Raw genomic sequence first — 26,368 nt, 5'->3', positions numbered from 1 at the left:
TTGTACTTGTAGAGGCTGTTTAGCGCGAGCAAACAGTAAATAAAGGTGGTACCACGAGACAAATACCTCGTCCTTATGATTCATAGATAAGGATGGGGTATTTTTTATTGTCCACTTTTTTTCATACAAATGTTCAAATGTTTCACGTGAAACACCACTACCATTTTTTCAAATGAAAGGGAGATTAACATGAGTGAACATGCATTGGTTTTACAATCAGATTTCGGTATTGATGATGGAGCGGTCAGCGCAATGTACGGCGTAGCCAATACAGTGAGCAGCGGCATCCGCATTTTTGATTTAACTCACAACATTCCCCAATACGACATTTGGGAAGCGTCTTATCGCTTGCTTCAGACGGTCACATATTGGCCGGAAGAAACGGTATTTGTCTCCGTTGTTGATCCAGGCGTTGGATCAGAGCGAAAGAGCCTCGTCGTCAAAACAACAAGCTCACACTACATCATCACACCTGATAATGGGACACTTACGCATGTCGCACAGGATATTGGTATCGTGGAGGCTCGGTATTTAGATGAAACCATCAACCGTCTGCCGAAGTCAGGAAAATCACATACTTTCCATGGTAGAGACATTTACGCCTATACAGGCGCGAGAATTGCTTCAGGTGTGATTTCTTTTGAAGAGGTCGGGCCAAAGGCGAATATAGAGGACATTATTCACCTTCCAGTCGTACAAGCTTATGCGGAAGAAGAAGTGATCACAGGGACGATTGATATTTTAGATGTGCGGTTCGGAAACCTATGGACAAACATTCATCATACGTTATTTGAACAGCTTTCAATCAATTATGGGGATGCAATAGAAGTTACCATTGCCAACGGGCCAAAAAATGTGTATAAAAATATCATGACCTATGGACGATCTTTTGCCGATTTAAAGGTAGGCGAACCACTCGTATATGTCAATTCACTCGATCATTTAGGCGTGGCGATCAATCAAGGGTCATTTGCAAAGGCTTATAACATCGGTACAGGCACAGGCTGGCGCCTTTCGATTCGCAAAGCTCCGCGCATTATATACGAATAAGAGGAGGAAACATCATGGCAGGTAAACAACTTTCAACGAAAACTGTCGTTGCCATCGGGATTGGCGCAGCCGTCTTTGTCATTTTAGGACGCTTCGTCTCCATTCCAACTGGGATTCCGAATACACAAATTGAAACATCGTACGCGTTCCTTGCATTAATGGCCGTGCTATTTGGTCCTATTGCAGGCTCATTGATTGGATTTATTGGTCATCTCATTAAAGATGCCACCACATTTGGACCTTGGTGGAGCTGGATTATCGTTTCGGGTGTTGTTGGTTTATTGATCGGCCTCATTTCGAACCGTTTAAAAGTAGAAGAGGGCGACTTTGGCTGGAAAAAAATCACGCTCTTCAACGCCGTCCAAGCCGGCGCACAAGCATTAGGCTGGTTTGTCATTGCGCCGGTACTCGACATTGTGATCTATGCAGAACCTGCAAATAAAGTGTTTGTTCAAGGCATCGTAGCAGGAATCTCAAACATCATCACAGTCGGTGTACTAGGCACCATCATCATTGCGGCTTATGCGAAAACAAGAAGCAAAAGCGGCAGTCTATCGAAAGAAACATCATGAAGCAAGGTGGAACACATAAATGAAGAAACCGATGATTCAATTCGAACATTTCGGATTCAAGTATCGCAGTCAGGCAGAACCAACATTGAAAGATATCAACCTGACCATCTATGAAGGAGAAAAAGTCCTCATCGCAGGCCCGTCTGGATCGGGAAAAAGCACACTAGCCCATTGTATTAATGGGCTAGTTCCTGCGTCTTATAAAGGTTCTATGGAAGGAAGTCTTCACATCGGCGGGAAAAATGCAGAGAAAGAGAACATTTTCTCTCTTTCACAGCTCGTCGGAACGGTGCTGCAAGATCCTGATGGACAATTTATCGGGCTGACCGTTGGAGAAGATATTGCGTTCACACTAGAAAATGATCAAGTCACACGCGAAGAAATGAAAATACGTGTCGAGAAAGCGGCAAAATTAACAGAGGTAGACGGCAAACTGGCATCATCCGTGCATGAGCTGTCAGGCGGTCAAAAACAACGTGTCGCCATCGCAGGCGTACTTGTCAACGATGTCGACATTTTGCTGTTTGATGAGCCACTGGCAAGCCTTGATCCCGCAACAGGCAAAGAAGTGATCGACCTTATTGACCGTCTGCAAAAAGAAACAAAAAAAACGGTCGTGATGGTGGAACATCGATTGGAAGACGTCCTCTTCCGTCATGTCGACCGCATCATCGTTGTCAATGACGGCACGATTGCAGCGGATATGACACCAGATGAATTGCTCGCCTCAAATGTATTAGAAGCGGCGTATTTACGTGAGCCTTTATATGTGAGAGCGATGAAATATGCAGGTATTCCGATTGCAGCAGGAGATCAGATCGCTAATTTACAGCATCTCACCTTAAACGACGAGGCAAAAGAGAAAATCGAGCAATGGATGGAAGCATCTGAGCCATCAGTCGAGCAGAATGAAGCGCCGGATTTACTAGAAGTGCGTGAGCTGAGCTTTGATTATCCGACAAGACCCAACACACTGAGCAACATCTCTTTTACCGTCAAAAAAGGAGAAATGATCAGCATTGCCGGTGCCAATGGCGCAGGCAAGACGACACTATCCAAGGTGCTTTGTGCATTTGAAAAGCCAACAAAAGGGACAATCCTTTTAAATGGCGATGACATCACAGGAGACACCATCAAACAGCGCTCCGAACGAATCGGTGTCGTCATGCAAAACCCAAATCAAATGATTTCGAAACAAATGATTTTTGATGAAGTCGCCCTCGGTCTCGTTTTAAGAGGCGTAAAGGAAGACGACATCAAGGATCGTGTAGAGCGGGTTTTAAAAGTATGCGGGCTGTATCCATTTCGAAATTGGCCGATCTCAGCACTCAGTTTTGGACAAAAAAAGCGCGTTACCATTGCATCCATTCTTGTGTTAGAGCCAGAAATCATCATCCTAGACGAGCCAACCGCCGGACAGGATTTTAGACATTACACAGAGATGATGACATTTTTAGAGCAATTAAATCAGCAGGGCGTCACGATTTTGATGATCACCCATGATATGCATCTCATGCTCGAATACACAACAAGAACCATTGTCATTTCAGATGGAGAAAAAATCGCAGACGATACACCAGCTAAAGTACTGACAGATCAGTTGCTAGTCCAAAAGGCGAGCTTAAAGGAAACGTCGCTGTATGAACTGGCGCTAAAAGCAGACTGGCCAAATCCAAATGAACTCGTGGATCGCTTCATTGAGGTTGACAGAAAGGAACGAATGACATGGCTGTAGACATGCTGTCTTATATCGATCGCCCGTCGCCAATTCACCGGCTGACAGGGGCAACCAAACTCATTTGCTTTATCCTCTGGTCATCCGCAGCGATGCTCACGTATGATACAGGCGTTTTAGTGTTTATGTTGGTAGCCAGTATCGTGTTCTTTCAACTGTCGAATGTGCGATTTCGTGATATCTCTTTCGTAGTGATTGTCTTGGCGATTTTTCTTGTGATCAATAACATCGCCATTTACATCTTTGCTCCCCAGCAAGGTGTCGCCATCTACGGAGCAAAGCACGAGCTATTTCATATTGCAGGCTGGTACAACGTCACACTTGAACAGCTTTTCTATCAATTGAACATTACACTGAAATACGTGACCGTGATGCCAGCGGCACTATTGTTTATTGTCACAACAAATCCAAGTGAATTCGCCTCATCGCTCAGCAGAATCGGGGTCAGCTACCGGATTTCGTATGCTGTAGCGATTGCTTTGCGCTATATTCCAGATATTCAACGTGATTTTCGAACGATTGCCATTTCTCAGCAAGCAAGAGGCATTGATTTATCGAAGAATGAAAAACTGGGGAAACGGATTAAAAATGCGCTGTCTATAGTGATGCCGCTGATTTTCTCCAGCCTAGAGCGTATTGAAACGATCAGCAATGCGATGGAACTGCGCGGGTTTGGAAAGCATAAAAAGCGCACATGGTTTACGGCGAAAGACTTTCAAAAAGCAGATTATGCGGCGTTATTGTTTGTTGGAGCGGTACTGATTGTGTCGCTAGTGATTACATTTGTTAGAGGAACGAGATTTTACAATCCGTTTTGATAGAAGGAAGCCTTCACAGGAGTGGAGGCTTTTTTATTTGGTTTGTGGATAAAAGGTGTGGAAAATGGTAAAAGACTATTAACATGTGAATAAATCGGTTATATTGAACAATGAGCGAAACACTTGTGAATAACGAGACAACATATTGGAGGAATTAGAAACTTATGAACAAATCACTTTATGCTTGTGCAGAACACATAGAAACCGTATTAGACATGTACATAGATGATCACGAAACGCCGCCAGAATTCAGAAAAATCGAACATACACACAGCTTATCCACAACCTGTGAATTGTGCGATGAACCTGCAATATATATAGTGGGGAACGAATGATCGGACACAAAATACACAAATTTTATCCACAATTGTTGATAACTTATATGAATAACTTGTTCTTAAGGTGGGGATGACCTGTGAATATATCAATTATCACAGTAGGAAAATTAAAAGAGAAATATTTAAAGCAAGGCATAGCCGAATACACAAAACGGTTACAGGCATACGCAAAAATCGAGATCATTGAGCTCGCAGACGAAAAAGCACCCGAGAATCTCAGCGAGCAAGACATGAAAATCATCAAAGACAAAGAAGGCGAACGCATCCTAAGCAAAATCAACCCAGACGCCCACGTCATCGCCCTCGCCATCGAAGGAAAAATGAAAACTTCCGAAGAATTAGCCGATACAATAGATAAGCTGGCAACATACGGAAAAAGTAAAGTGTGTTTTGTCATAGGGGGGTCCCTCGGACTAAGTGATGCTGTGATGCAGCGTGCGAATGAGAAGCTGTCGTTTTCGAAGATGACGTTCCCGCATCAGTTGATGAGGTTGGTTTTGGTGGAGCAGATTTATCGGGCGTTTCGGATTGTTCGGGGGGAGCCTTATCATAAGTGAGTGGGGTTTTGAGTAGGAATTCAATTTCCATATTATTAACTATAATTAGTAGTACTTAAATAATTAAAAAGAGGGAATGTTATTTGGAAAAAGTTAAAGCAGAATTAGAAGCAGATTTAATTTATTTTGTGAAAAAAAGGGGTTTCTCTATAAATGAAAATGCCCTAAATATTTTAATGAATGCCGAAGAAATGTGCTATAAAAGAAATATAGCTTTTTTTCCTTCAGATTTGTTATTACCATTAATCACAATGTACGCCGATTTTGCAAAAATAATTGATAAGTATGGTGGTAACTCTATATTAGCAATTAAAGATATTAAGAGATCATTAGATAATGATAGTAATTTTAAAGTGCGTGATCCTTATTTTGTTGATAATTACTCTGTAAAGGAAAATAGTAATTACCGATACCTAATAATAGACAAATGTATAAAAAATGCTAATAACAATAATCGTGCCGAAATAAGCGAGGCTGAAATTATTTTATCAGTACTAGCTCTTCATGAAGAGGAGTTTCCCGTAGTAACTAATGGAACAATTAAGGATATTAAGTTCCATACACCATTTAATACATTATCACATATAATTTTAGAAAGCAGAGAAAATTTGTGGGTGAAATTTGATGATATTAGATGGGAATTATCAAATTGCAATAAAAGGAAATATGATATTGCTTTATCATTTGCAGGGGAGGATAGGAAAATAGCTGAGGATATAGCAGAATTGTTAACTAATTTAGGTAAGAGGGTATTCTATGATAATTTCGAAAAATCTAATTTATGGGGAAAAGATTTGTATGCTTATTTAAGTGAGATTTACGGAGAAAGGGCAAAATATTGTTTAATGATAGTTTCAAAAAGTTATGCAAAAGAGCACTGGCCAAACTTCGAACGACAAGCAGCTCAGGCAAAAGCCTTAAAGGAAAATCAAGAGTATATTTTACCTTTAAGGCTTGATGATACAGAGGTTCCAGGTCTTTTACCTACAACGGGATATATTGATTTTAGAAACACAACTACAAGTGAAATTGTTAATTTGATTATAAAGAAAATATCGGACAATTCAATTTAAGCGATAAAATTATTTTATTGAAATTTGTTACTGTAAAGCTGAGTTTTATATTCTTTAGCTTCCTTATTAATAGTGAATTAGGAGATAGTTTATTATGAGTATATCTATAGCAATGTTTGAAAAAGCAGTACTAAAAGAACTTCGTAATAATAATTTAGCTATTTTTGCCGGAGCAGGACTTTCGAGAGGATCAGGTTTTGTTGATTGGCGAGGATTGCTTAGTGATGTTGCTTCTGAATTAGACTTGGATATTAATAAAGAATTTGATTTAGTTTCAGTAGCTCAATATCATTTTAATGCAAATGGTAGACAAACTATCAATGAGGCGATTGTAGAAGAGTTTCAAAGAACGGCAGAAAGAAATATAAATATGGATATTTTATCTCGACTACCTATTGATACTTATTGGACTACAAACTATGATTCGATTATTGAAGATACTTTGGGTGATAAAGGAAAAACAGTAGATAAAAAAATTAGCCAAAGTCAGATGAAAAATTATAAGCCTAACCGGGATGTTGTTGTTTATAAAATGCATGGAGATAAGGAATTTCCAGATGATGCTGTTATAACGAGAGATGATTATGAAAAATATGACAGTGAAAGAACTTTATTTACCACACAACTTAAAGGTGAACTTATATCTAAAACTTTTATATTTATAGGTTTTAGCTTTGAAGACCCAAATCTAGAACAAATTTTAAGTAAAATTCGTGTAGACTTACTAGGAAACAGTCCTAAAAATCATTACTGCTTCTTTAGAAGAATTAATAGGTCGGATAGTCGATACAAAAATCCCGATGGTTCCATTAATGAGGAAGAATTTAATTACGACAGGGTTAAGCAAGATTTGAAAATCAGAGACCTTAAAAGATATGGTATTAATTCAGTTCTTATTGAAGAGTACACAGATATTACAAATATATTAATCAATATTGAAAAAAAGTTTAAAGTAAATAAAGTATTTATTTCTGGTAGTGCTGAAAATTATGGGAATTACTCTGTCGAGGAAGCTAAAGGCTTCTTACATAATCTTTCTAAGTCTCTTGTTGCTAATAACCACCATATTATATCGGGGTTCGGCTTGGGAGTAGGCAGTTATGTAATAAATGGTGCACTTGAAGAAATATTTGAGAATAAGGGAAAGAAAATTAATGAATATCTAACATTACGTCCATTTCCTCAATCAGCTTCGGGAGAAAAGTCTCTAAAAGAGCTTTGGACGGAGTATAGAAAAGAAATGATAGACGATGCGGGTGTGATGATTTTCTTATTTGGTAATAAGTTAGGGGATGATGAAGTAGTTCATGCAAATGGAATGTTAGAAGAATTCTACATTGCAAGAGATACTGGAAAATACATTATACCTATCAGTTCAACAGGTTATGTAACAGAAGAGATTTATAAAGAAGTAAAAAGCGACCTAGAAAGCTATTGGTACTTACAGGATTCGTTAGATGTATTGGAGAAAGAGACCAATCCAAAAAATGTTATTGACGAGGTAAATGCAATAATTGAAAGAATCAGGAGGCGGGTATAATGGCGAGAAAGGTGTTTTTTAGTTTTCATTACGAAAGAGATGCTTGGAGAGCTGGGCAGGTTAGAAACTCTAACATAACCCAAGCAATTAAGGGCTATTTGGATGCAGCAGAATGGGAAGAAGTAAAAAGAAAAGGTGATAAAGCAATTAGTGGCTGGATAGACGAACAGTTAAAAGGTACTTCTGTTACTGTAGTACTTATTGGAAAAGAGACATCAAATAGAAAATGGGTAAATTATGAAATTGAAAAGAGTATTGAAAAGGGTAATGGTTTGTTAGGAATTTACATTCACCGTTTAAAAAATCAAGATGGAGAAAAGGATACTAAAGGAGATAATCCTCTAGATAATTATTATATAACTGTTGATGGGAAACAAAAGAAAGCTTCAACTGTATTTAATACTTACTATTGGGATTTGGACAAGGGTAACGAAAATTTTTCTGATTGGATTGAAGAAGCTGCAGACATTGCAGGTAGATAACCTAATTATTAATTTAGGTATGTAAAAACTGAAACTTAAGTTTACACCATCAACCTGATGGTGTTTTTCTTTTTAGTAAAAGGCTTTTCAATAATGTTGGAGATGTATTTGGCTATGTTTAATATCAAGAAACCACATTTAGATACATCACGGTGAGCCTTATCATAAGTTAGTGAGGGGAGAAGGCTAAATTTAGCTGTACAAGCAGCAAAAAAGTACTCTAATCCTTTTCCATCAAACAACTCCATTGCACCAGAATAGAAGATATACGCCCCGCAAAAAAACGCGATTAAGCCTAAAGCGGCGGGAATGACCTAGTAAAATAGAAACTATTAAGGGATCTCAAACAACACATGTTGACATATCGTTATTTATCGATATAATGGTTTGTATGGAGCCGATAGAAGTTTTTAAAGCCTTATCCAATGAATCCAGATTGCAAATTTTACAATGGTTAAAGGAACCTGATCGTCATTTTACACCCCATGAAGGGATTGATATGAATACTACAGGGGTATGTGTTAGTCAAATAACAGATAAATTGAAAATGACGCAATCAACAGCATCTCAATACCTTTCAATTTTACTACGAGCTGGATTAATTACGACAGAGCGTATAGGTAAATACACGTATTATAAAAGAGATGAAAATGCCATAAAAAAAATTGCTAAGATTCTAGAAAAAAATATTTAATAAATGAACTGAATTCATACATCAGAATTCAGTTTCATTTATTAAATACAAATCGACTTATCGTAATATGTTTTTTTGTCCATACATATTAACAATTCTAGATATGTAAATTTATTATATATAAGGAGTGATCTAAATTGTCAAACACTGTAAAGATTTACATTTTAGCTATTGTAAGTTTTTTAGTTGGTACATCAGAGTATATCATCTCTGGTATTTTGGATAATATTTCTGAATCATTAGGGATTACGATAGCTGCAGCTGGCCAGTTAATTACGATTTTTTCTCTTGTGTATGCCATCTTCACCCCAGTATTAATGGCTTTAACATCGGGAATGAATAAACGCAAGTTAATGTTATTTTCACTTAGCGTTTTTATTCTAGGTAATATTCTTGCATTCGTCCTCCCTGGGTATCAATTATTTATTGTGTCAAGAATTATTATGGCTCTTGGAGCGGGGATGGTCGTAGTTACTGCATTAACAATTGCTGAAAAAATCGCACCAAAAGGTAAGCAAGGTACCGCTATTGCTACAGTAGTAATGGGATTCACAGCATCATTGATCATTGGAGTCCCACTGGGCAGAATGACTAGTGATTTCTTTGGTTGGAAAGCTGTATTTGGAGGAATAGCCTTACTCGGATTATTAGCTATGGCTATTATTTCTCTTACGATTCCAAAAATCCAAGGGGATAAACCTGTACCTTTAATTCAACAACTTGCTCTTTTTAAAAAACCAAAAGTAGTGTTGGGATTAGCCATCACCTTTTTCTGGCTTGGTGGTTATTCAATCGCCTATACCTACCTATCCCCTTACCTTTTAAATATATCAGGTGTAAGCAGCAAATTGCTGAGTGGAGTTCTTCTCATATTCGGGATTGCTAGTCTAGTTGGGTCAAAGTTTGGTGGATTTAGTACCGATCGATGGGGTGTGAATTTTACTCTGATTAGTGGAATGACATTACATGTCATCATGCTCATATTGCTCTCACTAGTTACGCATTCTTATGTTGGAGTATTGCTCATTTTAATATTATGGTCATTTGCTGCATGGTCTTCTGGCCCGACTCAACAATATCACCTAGCTAAAATGGAGCCAGAGTCATCAGGTATACTATTAGGTCTCAATCAGTCAATGATGCAATTGGCGATGGCTGCAGGTGCAGCTATTGGAGGTATCTTTGTAGAGAAAGTTTCTCTATCTTCCGTTACTTGGGCAGGGGCTTTAGGCGTTGCAATCGCGATCATTGTAACAATATTGGCTTCGCGTGCTACTTCGAGTAATGAAATTCGATATACTTAATCATAAACAGCAGAACGTTGGGAAAAAACGTGATTCAATTTAAAATATGATGACAGAAAGTAGGAAGCACCTATGCACTCAATTAAAAAAATAGGTCAGAGTTTTTGGTACATCACACCAGTATCACTCACCGACCGCCCCATCCTAGGCATGGTCGTAGGCAATAACAAAACATTAATGATCGATGCCGGAAACTCAGAAGATCATGCGAACTATTTTATCCAAAAGACCTTAAAACAAGAGAACGCCACGCCGGATATGGTTGTCCTCACGCATTGGCATTGGGATCATATTTTTGGTTTGCCGGCGCTGCCTCATGCGGTTTCAATTGCTTCTGCAAAAACCAGAAAGGAAATGGAGAAGCTTCTTCCGTTTTCTTGGTCAGATGAGGCGATTGATGAGCGGGTGAGGGAAGGAACGGAGATTGAGTTTTGCGCGAAGGCGATAAAAGAAGAATATAAGAATCATCGAGAGATTCAGGTGGTTTTACCGGATGTGACGTTTGACCGTCGGATGGAGATTGATCTTGGCGGGGTCACTTGTGTTGTGCAGCATGTTGGAGGCGATCATGCCGCTGATTCAGTGATCGTGTATGTGAAAGAGGAAAAAATCCTGTTTCTTGGTGATTGCATTTATCCGAAAATGTATGCAGAAAAAGTACATTTTACGGTAAAAGAAATTTTGCGTCTTTTAGATGAGTTAGATGCTTTTGATGCGGAGACGTATATTCCTTCGCACCAAAGGCCGTGGACAAAAGAGGAGTTTCGTCAGGAAACAGACAAGCTTCGAACGATTGCGAAATACACTGGTCTTTATGGTGGAGATCAGGAGAGAATCAAGAGTGAATATCAAACACATGTGAACAGAGAACTAAAAGAAGATGAGTTAGAGACGATCGCTTATTTTGTAAATGGTTATGAAGGATTAGCAGAGGGATAAACCTCTGCTTTTTTTATATTCATGGCTCGTCCTTTTCCCGAGTTTATATCAAGTTTATATACGAGCGATATACTCGTACCGGTGAGAAAAGGAGGAGAACGATTATGAAAGTATTCAGATCATTTATTGATAAAATGTCGACAAAAAAAGGGGCTTGGCTGACTGTTATCATTTGGCTTGTTCTCATGATCGGGTTGAGTGCTGGTCCTAAATTGGGCGATCATACAGTGAGTAATTTTCAATCTTTACCTAGTGATGCTCAGTCCATCGTGACACAAAAGAAGTTAGATCAGTATTTCCCAAATGATAAAGGGACTCCGGGATTATATGTGTTCCATAACTCTAATGGAAAGCTGGCTATTCAAGATGTAAAAACGATCATTCAAGGAATCAAAGAGGCAAAGATTGAGGGGATTGAAGATATTGTCGATGTGTCCGCATTGCCTCCTCAAGCGTTATCCGCTTTTTTATCAGACGATGAAACGACCATGATTGTGCCAATGAATTTGAAAGCGGGATTAGGCAATGCTGATTATGCAAAGATTAATGATGAGACAACGGATGTCGGTACAAACATAGCGAAAGGGCTAGATGCTGATTTTTATATTACGGGCCCAGCAGGTATAGCGGGGGATACGGTGAAGCTGTTTCAATCTGCCGACTTGAAGCTGCTATTAGCTACTGTTGCAATCATTTTGGTTTTATTGATTGTCATTTACCGTTCTCCGTTATTAGCGATCATTCCATTGTTCGCAACGGTCATTGTCTATCAAGTGGTGAATCAAGTTGTGGCTTTACTTGGCGTCGGTGGACTTGATATCAATAACTCGACCACTTCGATTATGAGTATTTTATTATTTGCTGCTGTGATTGATTATTCATTGTTTGTTTTCTCGCGTTATCGTGAGGAGTTACAACATCATGAAAATCAATTTGGAGCGATGAAAGTGGCGATGCGTTCAACAGCCAAACCGGTATTATTTGCAGGCGGTACAGTATTTGCGGCTATGATCATATTGTTTGTGGCGGATTTCCGTGATTATCAAAACTTTGCGCCAATCTTTGGCGCTGCGATGGTGGTCATTATGACCGCTTCTGTCACACTGATTCCAGCCTTGTTTGCATTATTTGGCCGCAAAGCATTTTGGCCGAAAGTGCCGACATATGGTGAAGCAAAAGAAGCAAAACATGGCATTTGGGGACCTCTTGCCAAATTCGTGGTTCGAAAACCAGGATTAATTGGTGGTGCGGTCTTACTGTTTTTACTTGTGACAGGTGCGAATATTTTCAATTTACATTATGAATTTAACTCGGTAAAAAATTTCCCGAAGGATTTGCCTTCTCGTGTCGCATTTGAAATCGTCGAGGAAAAATTTAATAAAGGTGATCTAGCCCAGACAACAGTACTTGTGACTGGTCAAAAGCTAACTCAGGAACATTTACAAGAAATCTCCGCCCAATTCTCAGAAAATGAAGAGATAGGATCGGCTCGCCCTTCGGGGGTAACCAAAGATGGAGAGCACGGCAAAATGACGATATCATTAAAAGTGAATCCATACAGTATAGAGGCCATTGAATTTTTAGGAGATTTCCGTACAGATCAAGCGACCTATCGTTTATCAGATGGTCAAAAGGTTCAGTTATCTTTTGCTGGCACAACAGCTAAATTAGTGGATGAGCAACAAGTGAATCAATCCGATATTAAAAAGATCGTATTACTGGAAACATTACTCATTCTGATCTTGTTACTCGTTTTGACTCGTTCCATGAAAATGTCGATTTATATGATGGCGACGATTTTAATCTCATTTGTGTCTGCATTAGGCTTAGGTATTTTCTTAGTCGATGTGTTATTTGGATATGATGCGATTTCAACTCGTGCCCCTGTGTATGCCTTTATCTTTCTCGTGGCATTGGGAATTGATTATAACATCATCCTTGTGAGCCGTTTCTTAGAAGAACGTCAAACGTTACACGTCAAAGCTGCATTAGAAGTAGCGATACGAAACACAGGCGGGGTGATTTCTTCAGCGGGGATCATTCTTGCTGCAACGTTTGCCGCATTAATGACCATGCCGATTACCGATTTATTTATCTTTGGTTTTATTGTCGCTATTGGGATTATCATCGATACATTCTTCGTGCGAGGAATGTTGCTGCCGTCACTCATATTATTCTTTGAAAAAGACAAAGCTAAGAAAATAAAGGAGGAAGGATAATTGCATGTATTGGTTGTGGATGATGATGAAGCCATTTTGCAATTAGTGTCCATCCATTTAGAGCAGGCAGGATACCAAGTGACAAAAGCAAGCAATGCTGAGGCAGCGCTTGCTTTTTTGCAACAACAGTCATTTGATCTCATGATTATTGATGTGATGATGCCTGGGATGGATGGCTTTCAGCTGGCGAACATTGTGACGAAACAATATGAACTGCCGGTCATTATGCTGACAGCGAAAGGGCAGATAGAAGATAAGCAGCAAGGATTTGAACAGGGGATTGATGATTATATCGTCAAACCATTTGAAACGAAAGAACTGCTATTCCGTGTAAATGCGATTTTACGACGATATCGTAAATCCATAGAAGCTATAACGACTGCGGGAAATGTTCAAATTGATACGAACCGTTGGGAATTAACGATTGCCAATCAGCAATATATCTGGCCCATGCGTGAATTAGAAATTCTGTATTATCTGCTACATCGGGCAAACCGCAATGTAAGCCGCTGGGATTTAATTGATGACATTTGGGGGGATACGTTAGATCAACCCGAATTCACATTAAACACGCATATTAACCGCATACGAGAACGTTTAAAAAGAGCGGAAGCGACGATTGAGATTGTCACAATACGTGGTTTCGGCTATCAACTTGAGGTAAAAGAATGAAATTACAACAACGTTTTATGCTATATACGTGTTTGATTGTTTTGATTAGCATCTTCATTGGATTTATTTGTTCTAACTTGATTTACAATCATGTTGTCAAAGAGCAAATGAATGATCGATATTTAGTCATTGCCGAGCAGTTATCTAAACAAATCAAAGAACATGAAATTACCTTGCGGGCATCTTCTGATTTTTTGCAAACCATGAGCGATCTAGGCTACCAAATCGCTTTGGTTAAAGAAGACGGGGAGATGAAGATGTTTGGCGAACCATTTAAAACGGAAAAATGGAATGACCAAATGCACGCCTTATTTGAAGGCGGTAAAGCGTACAACGGGATCAAATCCTTTAAAAATTCATACTTAATCATGAGTCATTTCGCAAATGATATACAAAATACAGTGGGTACGAAAATAGAAATTGACGGGGAAGAATGGGGCTTATTTTTACGCCCGAATAATATCAGTTTCTTTACAGAGTTCCATTTGATTATTTTTGGATTTATCTTCGCCGTTTTTGTGAGCAGTATCATTGGCATTTTATTCATGTCTCGAAAGGTCACCCAATCTCTTTCAGAATTGACGAGTGCGACGCAAGAGATGGCAAACCATAATTTTCAGTATCCATTAATGATCAATCGAAAAGATGAAATTGGTCAGCTCGCTGATCGTTTTCGGATGATGCAGCAGAAATTAGAGAATACCGATCAAGCAAGGAAGAAATTTGTGAATAACGTCTCGCACGATTTTCAGTCACCACTATTAAATATACGAGGGTATTCTGAATTACTAAATGGAGAGATTTCATCAAGCGAAGGGAAAAAATACAACCACATTATTCAAACAGAAGCAAAGCGATTATCTAACTTAACGAAACAACTTCTCATTTTAACCTCTATTGATCAAGGGACATATCCAACGAATAAACAAATCGTCAGAGTAGATGAGCAGCTTCATCAAGTGGTCCATTCGATGCTATGGCGAATAGAAGAAAAAGGTTTAGAAATTAAGTTGGATCTACAGCCTGTTTCGGTATATGCGGATCGGACCTTGCTGATCAATGTATGGGAGAATTTAATTGGCAATGCCATTAAGTACAACAAAGAGTTTGGGGAAATCAGTATTCATTGTAATGAAAATGAATCGGAAGCGGTCGTGACGATTAGAGATACGGGGATTGGCATAGAACCGCACACATTAGAAAAAATATTTGAACGTTTTTACCGGGTAGATCAGGCACGAAATAAAGAGGGAATGGGTCTTGGATTATCCATTGTGCAAGAAGTCCTGTCGTATCACAATGCTTCTATTGAAGTAGAAAGCAATGAAAAAGAAGGAACGACCTTTACGACGGTTTTTCCAAAGGAATAGTATTTGAGAAAAGTCTCGTTTGCGTGTGTCAAATGAGACTTTTCTTTTTAACGTTTATGGTAAACCTACAAAGTCTTCTGCATCACGAACTGTGACAGACATCTGTTTTGCATTCATAATAATGACACAATCCCAAGTGGGCTTTATTTGCAGTTCATCATTCTCATCAATACGAATAATTCCTTTAAATTCAACAGTCTGTTCTAGAAAGACCATTTTCTTTTCTGTATCATCTTTGACTGCTGTTAAATGTTCAGGATAGTGAATCGTCCAATCATAAAAAGCGGTTTTCTTCATAGTTCCTCCTATTTTCATTCGTACACATCTCCGAATACTTCTTTTGTTTGCCGGATTGTCAGTGATTTATTGGTTGGATCAATTGAAATGACACAATCCCAAGTAGGTTTGATTTGTAGCTCGTTGTTGTCATCCAACCAGATGATGCTATTTAGTTCAATAGATGGCTCTAAAATGACCATTTTCTTTTCATAATGATCTGTAATCGCTGTTAAGTCTGCTTGTAAATGGATGGTCCAGTCAAAAAAAGTGATCTTTTTCATTGTTTCTCCTCTCATCATCGCTTATATTTCCATTATAACCTGAGTGTTTTCTGACACCATTTTTTATCAATTCTTCTATTAATAGAAAGGTTACTTACAGATGGACAACATAACTGACCTATACGACACCTTCAAAACCAAAATATTGAAATATCCAATTGAACAAAATCATTGGCAAGCCTTCAAAGATGGAACAACGATTAAACAATTAAAAGCAGGTACATGCATGATCAAGGCTGGCGATCCAGTGAAGCATGCTTATTTCTGCATAACGGGACTCTTCCGTCTTTTCTATTTGTTACCGGATGGCAGGGAGTACAACGTGGCTTTTACGTTGGAAGATGATTTTGCTACTTCTTATGCAAGTATGATCAACGGGCAGCCTTCTCCTTATTCGATTGAAGCGATGGAGGATTCTATCGTGATTGAAATTCCGTATGATCTGCTTCAAATGTTGATGGACAGAAGTCATATGTGGGAGCGGTTTGTTCGGGTGAGTGTTGAAAGGCTGTATACGAGAAAGGAAGAGCGTGAGAGGGAACTGCTATATTTGCCAGCCATTGAGCGATATCAGGCGTTTTTATTGAAATATCCCGGGTTACATCAACGTATCGCTCAATATCATATTGCCTCATATATCGGTATTTCTCCGGTTTCGCTGAGCAGGCTGCTGCATCCTGCTGAACATTAACCTATGTTAATGCACATTCTCTAGATCTGGCGTACAATCATCACATCATAGAAGAATCGAGGGGCATGATGATGAAATATATGATGGTTGTTTTATTAGAGTTCTATCCATCTTGGCTTGCTTTACCACGAGAGGAGCGCAGAACCCATGCGGCTTCGCTGCAAGAATTGATGCAGAAATATGAGGAACATGTGACGGTGCGCTTTTTTGATGCTGAAGCTCTTCCAGGTAAGGATTACACAGATTTTGTGATGTGTGAAACGGATGACCTGAAGTTCTATCATTTTATGTGGGAAGAGATTAGAGATTCTATTCCTTACACAAGTGGTTATGTCAAAATGAAAGAGGTCATCATGGGAATGGAAGATGCTTTTCAAACATATGAAAAAGAATCTCTGAAAATGGATCAGTAATCGAAAACCACCTACTATCAGGTGGTTTTTTGCACATTCTATTTTTTGGTATAATCAGGGGTAAGGTAAGATTCGGATAAATTTTTGAACTGAATCGGAGGTACATATGAAACAACTTTATATGAAACAGAAAGTATTTAGTCTGAGCGGTAGGTTTACCGTAAAAGATCAACAGGAGAATGATGTATATGTGGTCGAAGGCAGCTTTATGAAGGTGCCAAAGACGTTCACCATTTTGAATACAGAACGAGACATCATCGCTGTAATTACGAAGAAAATGTTTAGCTTTTTACCAAAGTTTTTAGTAGAAGTCGGTGGGCAAGAGGTATTGACGATCAAAAAAGAATTTACGTTCTTCAAAGCCAAATATTCAATTGATGCTGCTGGAATCGAAGTACAAGGGAACTGGTGGGATATGAATTTCCAAGTGCTGCAAAGCGGCGAAGTGATTGGTCAGGTAAAGAAGGAATGGTTTACTTGGGGGGATAGCTACAAGGTGGATATTTTGAAACAAGAGATGGAGCCTGTGATGATTGCATTGGTTGTTGCGATTGATTGTGTGAAAGCGGATGAAGCGGCGTCTAGGTCTTCGTCGACGACGATGAATAATTAATTGGAGGGTTTAAAGTTGGACAATCTCACCCGCATTTTAAGATTAAGAGATGCAGAGATATGGGAGTATGAATTTCTCGATAATAAAGACATCATCGTCTATTTCTCGATTACAGATTTAAATAGAAAAGCAACGATTCATGATAACCCTCTGGCCACTCAAGAAGAACTGGATGAAAGAGATAATTACATATCAATGGATGTGCACAGCCATCTAGATCTCAAGAAAACGCTAGAAGAAGATATATTTGATGACTTTATCACCAATATCTCAGCTTTAGTAGAGCATATGCATGATTTTCACAATGCGCATGTTTTTATTCACATGCATGTTCATGACAAAATCGAATTGACAGATTTTCAGTTAGAAAAAGATGAAGAGATGCATGGCGATGAAAAAGAACAACTCTATACATTTAAACGTTTATGGATTCAGCAGGCATGTTTTCAATTGGTCGAACAACAATTAAATCGAAAAATCACAGACATGTCTAACAGTAGGTTTTGCCAAGATCTAAAGTGAGGTGAGCAAACGAATGACATTCCCATACAAAGTATTTCAAACAGTCGTCGAATGCGGCAGCTTTACAAAAGCTGGAGAGAAGCTTGGGCTGACGCAGTCTGGGGTGAGTCATAATATGGCGAAGCTTGAGTCAGAACTTGGGATTGTGCTGCTTCATCGGAATCGAAACGGGCTGTCGCTGACAGATGCAGGTGAGCGGGTGATGCCCCATATTCGCCAAATCATTCATCATGCGTCATTGCTTGAGCAGGAGGCGGCGTTGATTCAAGGGATGGAAGTGGGGAGTATTAAGATCGGCACGTTTTCTAGTTTTTCTTCAAAAATGCTTCCGCAGCTGATTCATCGTTTTACGAAAAGTTATCCCAATATCCAATTGGAGTTATACGAAGGCGGCTATGAAGAGATTGAAGAGTGGATCGCGTCTGGCACAGTTGATCTTGGGTTTTTAACACAGCCATCTAGAGATTTGGAAACTGTTCCACTGTTTCAAGATGAATTGGTGGTGCTCATGCAAGAGAGTCATCGTTTCCATACAAAGAAGGTGATGGAAGTCGCTTCGTTTCAAGATGAACCGTTTATCATGCCAAAAGCGGGCTGTGATCAACTCATTAAGAAAATATTAAAAGAAAGAGGCGTAAAACCCCATGTTTTATTTGAGATTGGGGACAACAATACGCTCATCTCTATGGTTCAGGAAGGCATTGGGCTCACGATCATTCCGAAGTTGATTTTGCCGCCTCAGGTGCCTCATGCGAACGTAATTCCACTTGAGACCAGTGTTTATCGCGAAATCAATATGGCGTTTAAATCTTTTAACACAGCCTCTCCCTCTACTAAAAGATGGATTGAAGTGGTCAAAGATCATTTTAAATAGATTCAGCTTGAACGAGAGTCTCTATTCAAGCTGATCAATTTATAGCGTGATCACCCCACGAATGGTAATAACTGCTGCACCTGCTACTTTAATCACCGGCTTTGCTTCATTCGGAATGACCGTGATACGAAGCAATCCTGGTCTGCCGATGGCATCACCTTGAGCAATGCGCAGATGAGTGGTTTCTTGCTGAGGAATGATCCCTTCCAAATACAGATATCCGGCTAATGCTCCGTTTGCTGCTCCCGTTACAGGATCTTCGGGTATACCAATGCCAGGTGCAAAATCCCTTGTATAAAGATCACAGTCTTTTGTGGATTGAAACGTATAAAGATGAGTCGTTGTGATACCCTGCGCTTTATTCATTTTCCCTAAAGCTGCTAAGTTTGGTGCCGCTTGATCAATGTCATCCTGATGTTTCAGCGGAACCAGGAGATGCCAGTTTCCGGTGTTTGCTAATTTTATAGGATAGGATGGATCAATCCTGTCACTGCTTATACCGAGCATGTCACTAAGCTCTTCTACATCGATGATAAAATCTCGCGTCTTTGGCGTGACCTGTGTCATCTCCACATCCACAACTTTGCCATTTTCCTCGTGCCATATAACGGGAACATGGCCGATCTTTGTTTCTAACACAACCCCTGATTTTTCTTTAGCCATCCCTAGCTCCGTCGCTAAAAGCCAAGTCAACCCAACCGTCGCATGCCCGCAGAAATTGACCTCTTCTGTTGGAGTGAAATATTTCACTCGATAATCAGCTTCCTCATCATGTGCCGGCAGCAAGAAAACGGACTCGGGTAAGTTCAGCTCCTTGGCGATATTCTGCATCTCATCCTCCGTTAACCATTCCCCATCCAACACCACCCCAGCGGCATTACCTCCAAACTTCTCAGTTGTAAACGCATCGACATGATACACCCTAATATCTTTCATCTGACGAATCCCCCTAACCATGTTGTTATGTTCATCATAAGTGTGTAGGATGTATTCGTAAAATGAATCTTTTTGATGTGATGTATTGGAATTGTTCATGTAATATCAAATAACTAGACGGTAAGGCTGAAAAAATAATGATAGTTCAAAAGGCATGTTCAAAGAGAATCTGATTTTTGTAGTATGCTTGAACAAAACAAAAAGAAAGCGAGGGGGTCAGCATCGCTTTAGGAGGATATATCAATATTGGATTGGTATTCTATGATGACATTCATTTAACAACCACTTTCCACCAACTGATTGTCTATTTAACAAAGAAAGGCATTTCAATAACGAAAGTAAAGTTTAGTCAAGATGCTAATGGCGAAGCATGGATCGAACATGATGTAAAAGAGATTAAAATCAAAAACAATTACTTGGAAGGTTTTTATACAGAATTTGAATTGGAGGGAACATGTCTAAAACATACAACCATGAACATACAAAAAGAAGCTGGTTTTGTTGGGTTCGTTCTGTGTTTAAATTGGACAGAGGTTGTTTCACATGATGTCGTTCGTATTCAACAGGAGATCGTACAGTGTCTTGTAGAACTTTATCCTACTCTTACGTTCGAGTATTCATTCATTGGACATGAAATGGAAGTCGGGCTTCATCCAGATGATGTTGAAAAGAGTCTGCAAGAACATCATGCTTTTCCAGTTGTTCTTATAGGTAAAGGGGATTATTTAGTCACTTTTTATGGTGATACTCTCATTGACGGGCTAACTACTCAAGAGAGAGGGAAGAAATATTTAAAGGTTAAAAGAGAACAGTAAAAAAGCCTCCTGAATGTATCAGGAGCTTTTTCCTTTCATCACCCATAATAATTATTCGCCTGAATAAAAAATTGGGATTGCATGTAGTTATATGTGATTTTCGAGAAGTCGAAGGGCTGTCCGTTTGTGAGATGAAAGACGGTTTCGACGCGAAGAGCAGGATCATTTTGCTTAAGTCCGAGGTGCTTCGCTTCAGTTTCGTTTAGTTTGCCAACTTGCAGGTACATGTCAGAAAAGCCCACTTTAAGACCAAGGCCTTCACTAATGAATTTAAATACAGAATCGGCTGCAATTTCTGTGTTGAGGTAAGGAATAATGGTTTTCCGGTAATAGGACTCTTCTAAACATAAAGTTTGTCCATTGATGTAACGAATGCGTTTAAGGTAGAAAACATCCTCATCTAGTTCAATGTTTAAATTAAGCGCAGCTTCTTCTGGCGGTTTGATGGTATCTAACGTGAGAACTTCTGATGTCAGTTGAAATTCCTCTAAATCTTTTTTGAACCCTTGGTTGGATAAAAGGCTGATATAGCCTTTGCGTCTATGCCTTCTCACAAAGATGCCGCTGCCCCTCACCTGATAGACAATCCCTTTTCTTTCGAGTAAATCTAATGATTTGATAATTGTACTTTTGCTCACAGCAAATTGATTCATGAGCGTCTCAAGCACAGGAAGTTTGTCTCCTTGCTGCAGCTCATGTGTGACAATATATTTTTCAATATCGCTCGCAATTTGTTGATACTTTAACATAGCCATTCCTCTTTGTTTTCACGATTTATTGTCTTTGTATTATAGCACATCCCGATTTCTCTTTGATATGCAAACTCGAATTATATATGTATTGATAAATTGTACCGGTATAATTATAATATGCATATACTAGTAGTGATAAAGGGGGGTTTTATATGTCAAAAGTGAGGGATTATCAAAAGCTTGCAGAAGACATCTTAGAAGCAGTTGGCGGAGAAGAAAATGTGGTGAGTGCCGCAAGATGCGCCACGAGGCTGCGTTTGGTGCTGAAGCGTTCTAATCCAAAGGCAAAAGAAGCAGTCAACGCCATGCCTGGCGTCATTACAGTGGTGGAAAACGGTGGTCAGTTTCAGGTTGTGATCGGTCAGCATGTAGGTGAGGTATATGAGCATTTTTCCAACCTTGTTCAGCTCCAAACGTCGGATGATGATCAGCCGAATGAAAACAAAGGAACGATACTGAATCGGGTCATTGCGACCATGTCCGCTGTGTTTGCGCCATTTGTGTATATTTTAGCCGCGGCTGGTATTTTGCAAGGTGCACTTATCTTAATAAATTTGATATTTCCAAGCTTCTCGAAAACAGGCACTTATGAAGTGTTTAGCTTTATTTCTTGGGCACCGTTTACGTTCTTGCCCATTTTTATTGCGATCACTGCAGCCAAGCATTTTAAAACGAATATGTATATCGCGGTTGCTTGTACAGCAGCGCTTGTCAGTCCTTCTTGGACAGAGATTGCTGGACGTGTAGCATCAGGGGAAGGTGTGACCTTTTTAGGGATTGCGTTATCTGAAACGGTTTATACATCATCTGTCTTGCCACCGCTTTTCTTAGTATGGATTCTTTCTTATGTAGAAAAATTCTTAAACAAACGAATTCATGAGGTTGTCAAACCGCTATTTGTTCCATTTCTATGTATGGTCGTCATGGTTCCGTTAACCATTCTATTAATCGGTCCTCTTTCGACAGCAGGTGCAAATGGGATTGCAAACGGATACAATTTCTTAGCTGAAAATGTACCAGCTCTGGCAGGGGCTATTATCGGCGGTTTCTGGCAAGTACTCGTGATTTTCGGTGTTCACTGGGGCATCACGCCAATGGTACTTGCGAACTTTGAACAATATGGACGTGACTCCTTTCAGGCATATCAAACCATCGCTGTTATCGCTCAAGTCGGTGCGGTGTTGGGAGTTATTTTAAAAGCAAGAAATCGGGAAACACGGAAAGTAGGGGTTTCAGCTGGAATCACAGGACTCTTCGGTATTACGGAGCCTGCGATTTACGGTGTCACCTTACGTTTTAAAAAGCCGTTTATTTTCGGGTGTATTTCTGGAGCGGTCGGTGCCGTAGTGGCCAGCTTCTTTACGCCTTATTACTTTGCATATGCAGGGCTGCCTGGCCCGCTGACCATTGTGAACGGAATCAGTGCAGATTATCCAACGTCTATTATTGGTATTTTGATTGGTGTGGCCATTGCGCTGATTTTACCAGTTGTGCTTATTCAATTGTTCGGTTATGGGGAAGATACGGTAGACCAGCCAGCTGGTGAAACATCTGTTAAAGATCAAGACGGAGAAACGACACAAGCTTCTATGAACAATGAAGAAATGATTACGGCTCCACTTACAGGAAAGGTGCTTTCGTTATCTGAAGTGCCAGATGCCGTATTTAGCTCTGGAGCGATGGGGAAAGGCTTTGCCATTCATCCGACCGATAACAAACTGTTTGCACCGTTTGATGGCAGTGTCGTCATGCTTGCACCAACAAAACATGCGATTGGTCTGCGTTCTGAATTTGGTGTGGAGTTACTTGTTCATGTAGGAATTGATACGGTCTCTCTAGATGGATCGGCATTTACACTCAATATCAAAGAAGGCGACAAGGTGAAAAAGGGTGACTTGTTGATGACATTTGATCAGGAAGCAATTGAAAGCAAAGGATTACAAACAATCACACCTGTTATCCTTACCAATACCCAAGCATACGAAGATGTGATTGTAGAGAAACGTTCGACATGTCAGCCAACTGACGTCATGATGACAATTGTGAAATAGGAGGAATAGATAATGACTTTACCAAAAGATTTCTTATGGGGCGGGGCATTAGCCGCTCATCAATTCGAAGGTGGATGGAATGCAGCTGGCAAAGGGCCGAGTGTTGTAGATGTCATGACAGCAGGTGCTCATGGTGTTCCAAGACAGATCACGGAAACGATAGAAGAAGGAACTTTTTATCCAAACCATGAAGCCATTGATTTCTACCATCGTTACAAAGAAGATATCGCCATGTTTGCTGAAATGGGATTAAAATGCTTGCGAACATCGATCGGCTGGAGCCGAATTTTCCCTAAAGGGGATGAAGAAGAGCCGAATGAAGCAGGCTTACAGTTTTATGATGATGTGTTTGATGAGCTGATTAAACATGGAATCGAGCCTGTCATTACACTGTCTCACTTTGAAATGCCCCTTCATTTGGCAAGAGAATACGGCGGATTCCGAAGCAGAACAGTCGCTGAATATTTCGCGAAATTTGCGGAAGTATGCTTCAATCGTTACAAGGACAAGGTTACGTACTGGATGACATTTAATGAAATCAATAACAAAATGGACGTCAACAACCCGTTGTTCCTTTGGACAAATTCAGGGGTATCTGTCAAAGAAGGCGAAAATGCCAAAGAAGTCATGTATCAAGCGGGCCATCATGAATTGCTTGCAAGTGCATGGGCAGTGGCAAAAGGAAAAGAGATCAATCCGTCCTTTCAAATTGGAGCGATGGTGTCCCACGTGCCAATTTATCCATATTCCTCAAACCCAGAAGATGTCATGCTGGCAGAAGAATATATGAGACAGCGCTATTTCTTCCCAGATGTCCAAGTACGTGGCTACTATCCAAGCTACGCGTTAAAAGAATTTGAGCGCGAAGGCTATCACATTCCATTTGAAGAAGGCGATGAAGAAAGTTTAAGAAAAGGAAAAGTAGATTACCTTGGCTTTAGCTACTACATGTCAACAACGGTCAAAAGCGATGCAGTATCTGATCACAACGGAGACATTGTCAATGGAGCACTGCCACATGGTGTAGAAAATCCGTATATCAAATCAAGCGACTGGGGCTGGTCCATTGATCCGACAGGCTTAAGATATACATTGAATCGTTTTTACGATCGCTATCAAATCCCGCTATTCATTGTGGAAAATGGCTTTGGTGCCATTGATCAAGTGGAAGAAGACGGCTCTATTCATGACCCAGAGCGAATTCAATATCTCGCTTCTCATATTCAAGCACTGAAAAAAGCGATTGAATATGACGGTGTGGATCTCATCGGCTACACACCTTGGGGCATCATTGATATCGTGTCATTCACAACCGGTGAAATGAAAAAACGCTACGGCATGATCTATGTTGACCGCGATAACGAAGGTAATGGTTCAATGAAGAGACTCAAAAAAGATTCATTTACTTGGTACCAAAACGTCATTGCAACGAATGGTGAAGAAGTGTAACAAAGGAAAATGCAGACCCGGATGAGTGTGGTATACGCTTGTTCGGGTTTTTGTGTTTCTTTCGACAAAAATGGTGCGCATATCCTTTTGTTAACAAGAAATAAGTCTTATAATTTAGATAGAATATTTGATGATGAAAATAAGAGAAGATAGATGGAATGGGAGAGGTAGTAAATGACGAAATGGTGGATGGTTCGTGCGGGTGACCAAAACGAATTAATTACAATTTGGGAAGAGAAAGGCATTGCATCGATAGGGTGGCCTAAATTAGGTAATCCAAAACAATATCAAACAAAGCAAGAGATGAATGCTCGAGCTGATGTCATATTCGCTGAGAACAAACCTTTTACGAGAAGAAGCTGGGTCAGTCAGGTATGGAGGTTTAGTAGAGAAATCAAAAAGGGAGATCGAATCATTACGTACATAAAAGAAAGCCGTGAATATCGAGTAGGTACGGTGATTGCTCCGCATTTTTTTGATGAAGCAGTTGGAGATAAAATGTATCCAAATCATATTCAGGTAAATTGGGAACCAATAGCAGTTAAACGAGATTCTCTCAGTCAATCAGCTAAGAACAGCCTCGGTTCTATATCAACTGTTTTTCGTGTAGATGATTGGGGGAAAGAGATTGAACATTTACTCAAAAACCCTACATCTATATCAGCACCTGAAGATGAAACCGAAGAAGATGAAATTATCGAAGATTTAGTCAGCAAAGCTACTGTCATGATTGAAGATAAAGTAGATAAATTGGACCCGTGGCAAATGCAAGACTTAGTCGGAGGCTTACTGCAAGCAATGTCATACAATGTTCGCGTGAGTCCAAAAGGGCCAGATGGCGGTGTGGATGTATTAGCTTATAAAGATGCATTTGGATTTGAAAAGCCTATTATTAAAGTACAAGTAAAGCATCGGAAAAATTCAGCCAGTTCGCCAGAGGTGCAGCAATTATTAGGTGCTAATCCAATGAATGCTAACAGTTTATTTGTTTCTACTGGTGGGTTTACTTCTCATGCAAAAGCTGTTGCGAAGCATAATGAGGTTCATCTAGTGGACTTAGAAGAACTCGTAAATCTTATTGTACATTGGTATGAACATATGCCAGCTGAGACAAGATCCTTATTACCTCTGAAAAAAGTGTATGTACCTGAGTGATCTTTTTATTGTCTATGTTTCAATAACTCCTGAATACAAAGAAAAAAGAGGGTAATGACGGTAAAATAGTTCATTGGATTCTGAAAGATATTGATGTTCATTGATAATTGAAGAAGAATCCACAGACTGAATACCACCATAACAGCAGGAATAATTAATTTATACACAATGGTT

The 26,368-nt window shown here is 39.6% G+C and carries 29 protein-coding genes and 1 other annotated feature (1 of these 30 running past the window's edge); of the genes, 24 read left to right on the top strand and 5 right to left on the bottom strand.

Features of this window, described 5'->3' with window-relative positions; all coding sequences use genetic code 11:
- Positions 1–78, top strand: a binding site (T-box leader) (it extends 193 nt beyond the left edge of the window).
- A 111-nt stretch (positions 79–189) separates the two neighbouring features.
- The 15 genes from LCD34_RS10050 to LCD34_RS09980 all read left to right on the top strand — a co-directional run bounded on the left by LCD34_RS10050 (position 190) and on the right by LCD34_RS09980 (position 15,363).
- On the top strand, positions 190–1,050 hold the full coding sequence (locus tag LCD34_RS10050; RefSeq protein ID WP_007497378.1) for an S-adenosyl-l-methionine hydroxide adenosyltransferase family protein: 861 nt from the start codon (positions 190–192) through the stop codon (positions 1,048–1,050).
- A gap of 14 nt (positions 1,051–1,064) precedes the next feature.
- The gene (locus LCD34_RS10045; RefSeq protein WP_076821484.1) at positions 1,065–1,622 is read left to right on the top strand and encodes an ECF-type riboflavin transporter substrate-binding protein; all 558 of its coding nucleotides are present in this window, start codon (positions 1,065–1,067) and stop codon (positions 1,620–1,622) included.
- Between the two features lie 19 nt (positions 1,623–1,641).
- Positions 1,642–3,357 carry an ABC transporter ATP-binding protein gene (locus LCD34_RS10040; RefSeq protein ID WP_224558873.1) on the top strand — a complete coding sequence of 572 codons (1,716 nt, stop codon included), beginning with the start codon at positions 1,642–1,644 and terminating at the stop codon, positions 3,355–3,357.
- Complete coding sequence (locus LCD34_RS10035) at positions 3,348–4,175, top strand: energy-coupling factor transporter transmembrane component T family protein (RefSeq protein ID WP_224558871.1); 828 nt, start codon at positions 3,348–3,350, stop codon at positions 4,173–4,175. Before LCD34_RS10040 ends, LCD34_RS10035 begins: the two co-directional genes overlap by 10 nt.
- Before the next feature lie 164 nt (positions 4,176–4,339).
- Positions 4,340–4,510, top strand: coding sequence for a CxxH/CxxC protein (locus LCD34_RS10030; protein ID WP_008360116.1), 171 nt, complete (start codon positions 4,340–4,342; stop codon positions 4,508–4,510).
- 80 nt (positions 4,511–4,590) lie between these two features.
- Positions 4,591–5,070 (top strand): 23S rRNA (pseudouridine(1915)-N(3))-methyltransferase RlmH, encoded by a 480-nt coding sequence (rlmH, locus tag LCD34_RS10025; RefSeq protein ID WP_017368434.1) that lies wholly within the window; start codon positions 4,591–4,593, stop codon positions 5,068–5,070.
- An 83-nt stretch (positions 5,071–5,153) separates the two neighbouring features.
- Positions 5,154–6,143, top strand: coding sequence for a toll/interleukin-1 receptor domain-containing protein (locus LCD34_RS10020; RefSeq protein WP_224558870.1), 990 nt, complete (start codon positions 5,154–5,156; stop codon positions 6,141–6,143).
- Between the two features lie 94 nt (positions 6,144–6,237).
- Positions 6,238–7,683 carry an SIR2 family protein gene (locus LCD34_RS10015; RefSeq protein WP_224558869.1) on the top strand — a complete coding sequence of 482 codons (1,446 nt, stop codon included), beginning with the start codon at positions 6,238–6,240 and terminating at the stop codon, positions 7,681–7,683.
- Entirely contained in the window at positions 7,683–8,165 is a 483-nt protein-coding gene (locus LCD34_RS10010; RefSeq protein ID WP_144489725.1) for a TIR domain-containing protein, read from the top strand. The genes LCD34_RS10015 and LCD34_RS10010 overlap by 1 nt, the downstream gene beginning before the upstream one ends.
- Before the next feature lie 391 nt (positions 8,166–8,556).
- Positions 8,557–8,859 (top strand): ArsR/SmtB family transcription factor, encoded by a 303-nt coding sequence (locus LCD34_RS10005; protein ID WP_045034889.1) that lies wholly within the window; start codon positions 8,557–8,559, stop codon positions 8,857–8,859.
- Between the two features lie 137 nt (positions 8,860–8,996).
- On the top strand, positions 8,997–10,163 hold the full coding sequence (locus tag LCD34_RS10000; protein ID WP_224558868.1) for an MFS transporter: 1,167 nt from the start codon (positions 8,997–8,999) through the stop codon (positions 10,161–10,163).
- 72 nt (positions 10,164–10,235) lie between these two features.
- Positions 10,236–11,102, top strand: coding sequence for an MBL fold metallo-hydrolase (locus tag LCD34_RS09995; RefSeq protein ID WP_224558867.1), 867 nt, complete (start codon positions 10,236–10,238; stop codon positions 11,100–11,102).
- A 101-nt stretch (positions 11,103–11,203) separates the two neighbouring features.
- Positions 11,204–13,321, top strand: coding sequence for an MMPL family transporter (locus LCD34_RS09990; RefSeq protein ID WP_411910434.1), 2,118 nt, complete (start codon positions 11,204–11,206; stop codon positions 13,319–13,321).
- Complete coding sequence (locus LCD34_RS09985; protein ID WP_224558865.1) at positions 13,322–13,993, top strand: response regulator transcription factor; 672 nt, start codon at positions 13,322–13,324, stop codon at positions 13,991–13,993.
- A complete protein-coding gene (locus LCD34_RS09980; protein WP_224558864.1) occupies positions 13,990–15,363 on the top strand; it encodes a sensor histidine kinase in 1,374 nt (457 codons plus the stop codon). Before LCD34_RS09985 ends, LCD34_RS09980 begins: the two co-directional genes overlap by 4 nt.
- 54 nt (positions 15,364–15,417) lie before the next feature.
- Here LCD34_RS09980 and LCD34_RS09975 read toward each other — a convergent pair whose 3' ends face one another.
- A complete protein-coding gene (locus LCD34_RS09975) occupies positions 15,418–15,660 on the bottom strand; it encodes a hypothetical protein (protein ID WP_116306579.1) in 243 nt (80 codons plus the stop codon).
- 14 nt (positions 15,661–15,674) lie between these two features.
- Positions 15,675–15,923 carry a hypothetical protein gene (locus LCD34_RS09970; protein WP_096882111.1) on the bottom strand — a complete coding sequence of 83 codons (249 nt, stop codon included), beginning with the start codon at positions 15,921–15,923 and terminating at the stop codon, positions 15,675–15,677.
- A gap of 100 nt (positions 15,924–16,023) precedes the next feature.
- Between LCD34_RS09970 and LCD34_RS09965 the strand changes: the two genes are divergently transcribed.
- From LCD34_RS09965 to LCD34_RS09945, 5 genes are all read left to right on the top strand, one after another.
- A complete protein-coding gene (locus LCD34_RS09965) occupies positions 16,024–16,614 on the top strand; it encodes a Crp/Fnr family transcriptional regulator (RefSeq protein WP_224558863.1) in 591 nt (196 codons plus the stop codon).
- 71 nt (positions 16,615–16,685) lie between these two features.
- The gene (locus LCD34_RS09960; RefSeq protein WP_039165381.1) at positions 16,686–17,027 is read left to right on the top strand and encodes a darcynin family protein; all 342 of its coding nucleotides are present in this window, start codon (positions 16,686–16,688) and stop codon (positions 17,025–17,027) included.
- Positions 17,028–17,133: 106 nt separating this feature from the next.
- The gene (locus LCD34_RS09955; protein WP_224558862.1) at positions 17,134–17,640 is read left to right on the top strand and encodes an LURP-one-related/scramblase family protein; all 507 of its coding nucleotides are present in this window, start codon (positions 17,134–17,136) and stop codon (positions 17,638–17,640) included.
- Positions 17,641–17,655: 15 nt separating this feature from the next.
- Positions 17,656–18,162 carry a hypothetical protein gene (locus tag LCD34_RS09950; protein ID WP_017368423.1) on the top strand — a complete coding sequence of 169 codons (507 nt, stop codon included), beginning with the start codon at positions 17,656–17,658 and terminating at the stop codon, positions 18,160–18,162.
- A 13-nt stretch (positions 18,163–18,175) separates the two neighbouring features.
- The gene (locus LCD34_RS09945) at positions 18,176–19,036 is read left to right on the top strand and encodes a LysR family transcriptional regulator (RefSeq protein ID WP_017368422.1); all 861 of its coding nucleotides are present in this window, start codon (positions 18,176–18,178) and stop codon (positions 19,034–19,036) included.
- A gap of 39 nt (positions 19,037–19,075) precedes the next feature.
- Here LCD34_RS09945 and LCD34_RS09940 read toward each other — a convergent pair whose 3' ends face one another.
- A complete protein-coding gene (locus tag LCD34_RS09940) occupies positions 19,076–19,972 on the bottom strand; it encodes a PhzF family phenazine biosynthesis protein (RefSeq protein WP_017368421.1) in 897 nt (298 codons plus the stop codon).
- A gap of 251 nt (positions 19,973–20,223) precedes the next feature.
- On the opposite strand from LCD34_RS09940, the gene LCD34_RS09935 reads away from it, so the two are divergent.
- Positions 20,224–20,787: an Imm64 family immunity protein gene (locus LCD34_RS09935; RefSeq protein ID WP_224558861.1), complete on the top strand. Its 564-nt coding sequence runs from the start codon at positions 20,224–20,226 to the stop codon at positions 20,785–20,787.
- A gap of 38 nt (positions 20,788–20,825) precedes the next feature.
- Here the strand turns inward: LCD34_RS09935 and LCD34_RS09930 are convergent, their stop codons facing one another.
- Positions 20,826–21,536, bottom strand: coding sequence for a GntR family transcriptional regulator (locus LCD34_RS09930; protein ID WP_008347432.1), 711 nt, complete (start codon positions 21,534–21,536; stop codon positions 20,826–20,828).
- Positions 21,537–21,691: 155 nt separating this feature from the next.
- Between LCD34_RS09930 and LCD34_RS09925 the strand changes: the two genes are divergently transcribed.
- From LCD34_RS09925 to LCD34_RS09915, 3 genes are all read left to right on the top strand, one after another.
- Complete coding sequence (locus tag LCD34_RS09925; RefSeq protein WP_224558860.1) at positions 21,692–23,590, top strand: beta-glucoside-specific PTS transporter subunit IIABC; 1,899 nt, start codon at positions 21,692–21,694, stop codon at positions 23,588–23,590.
- A 9-nt stretch (positions 23,591–23,599) separates the two neighbouring features.
- Complete coding sequence (bglA, locus tag LCD34_RS09920) at positions 23,600–25,039, top strand: 6-phospho-beta-glucosidase BglA (RefSeq protein WP_113746797.1); 1,440 nt, start codon at positions 23,600–23,602, stop codon at positions 25,037–25,039.
- 174 nt (positions 25,040–25,213) lie between these two features.
- Entirely contained in the window at positions 25,214–26,194 is a 981-nt protein-coding gene (locus LCD34_RS09915; protein ID WP_046527586.1) for a restriction endonuclease, read from the top strand.
- Between the two features lie 5 nt (positions 26,195–26,199).
- On the opposite strand, the gene LCD34_RS09910 is transcribed toward LCD34_RS09915, so the two are convergent.
- The gene (locus LCD34_RS09910; RefSeq protein WP_100218327.1) at positions 26,200–26,361 is read right to left on the bottom strand and encodes a hypothetical protein; all 162 of its coding nucleotides are present in this window, start codon (positions 26,359–26,361) and stop codon (positions 26,200–26,202) included.
- Positions 26,362–26,368: the final 7 nt, after the last annotated feature.

It is taken from the genome of Bacillus sp. RAR_M1_44, assembly GCF_020165935.1.
In the GTDB taxonomy this organism is placed as follows: Bacteria; Bacillota; Bacilli; order Bacillales; family Bacillaceae; genus Bacillus; species Bacillus altitudinis.
This window is presented reverse-complemented; position numbering and strand designations above follow the sequence as displayed.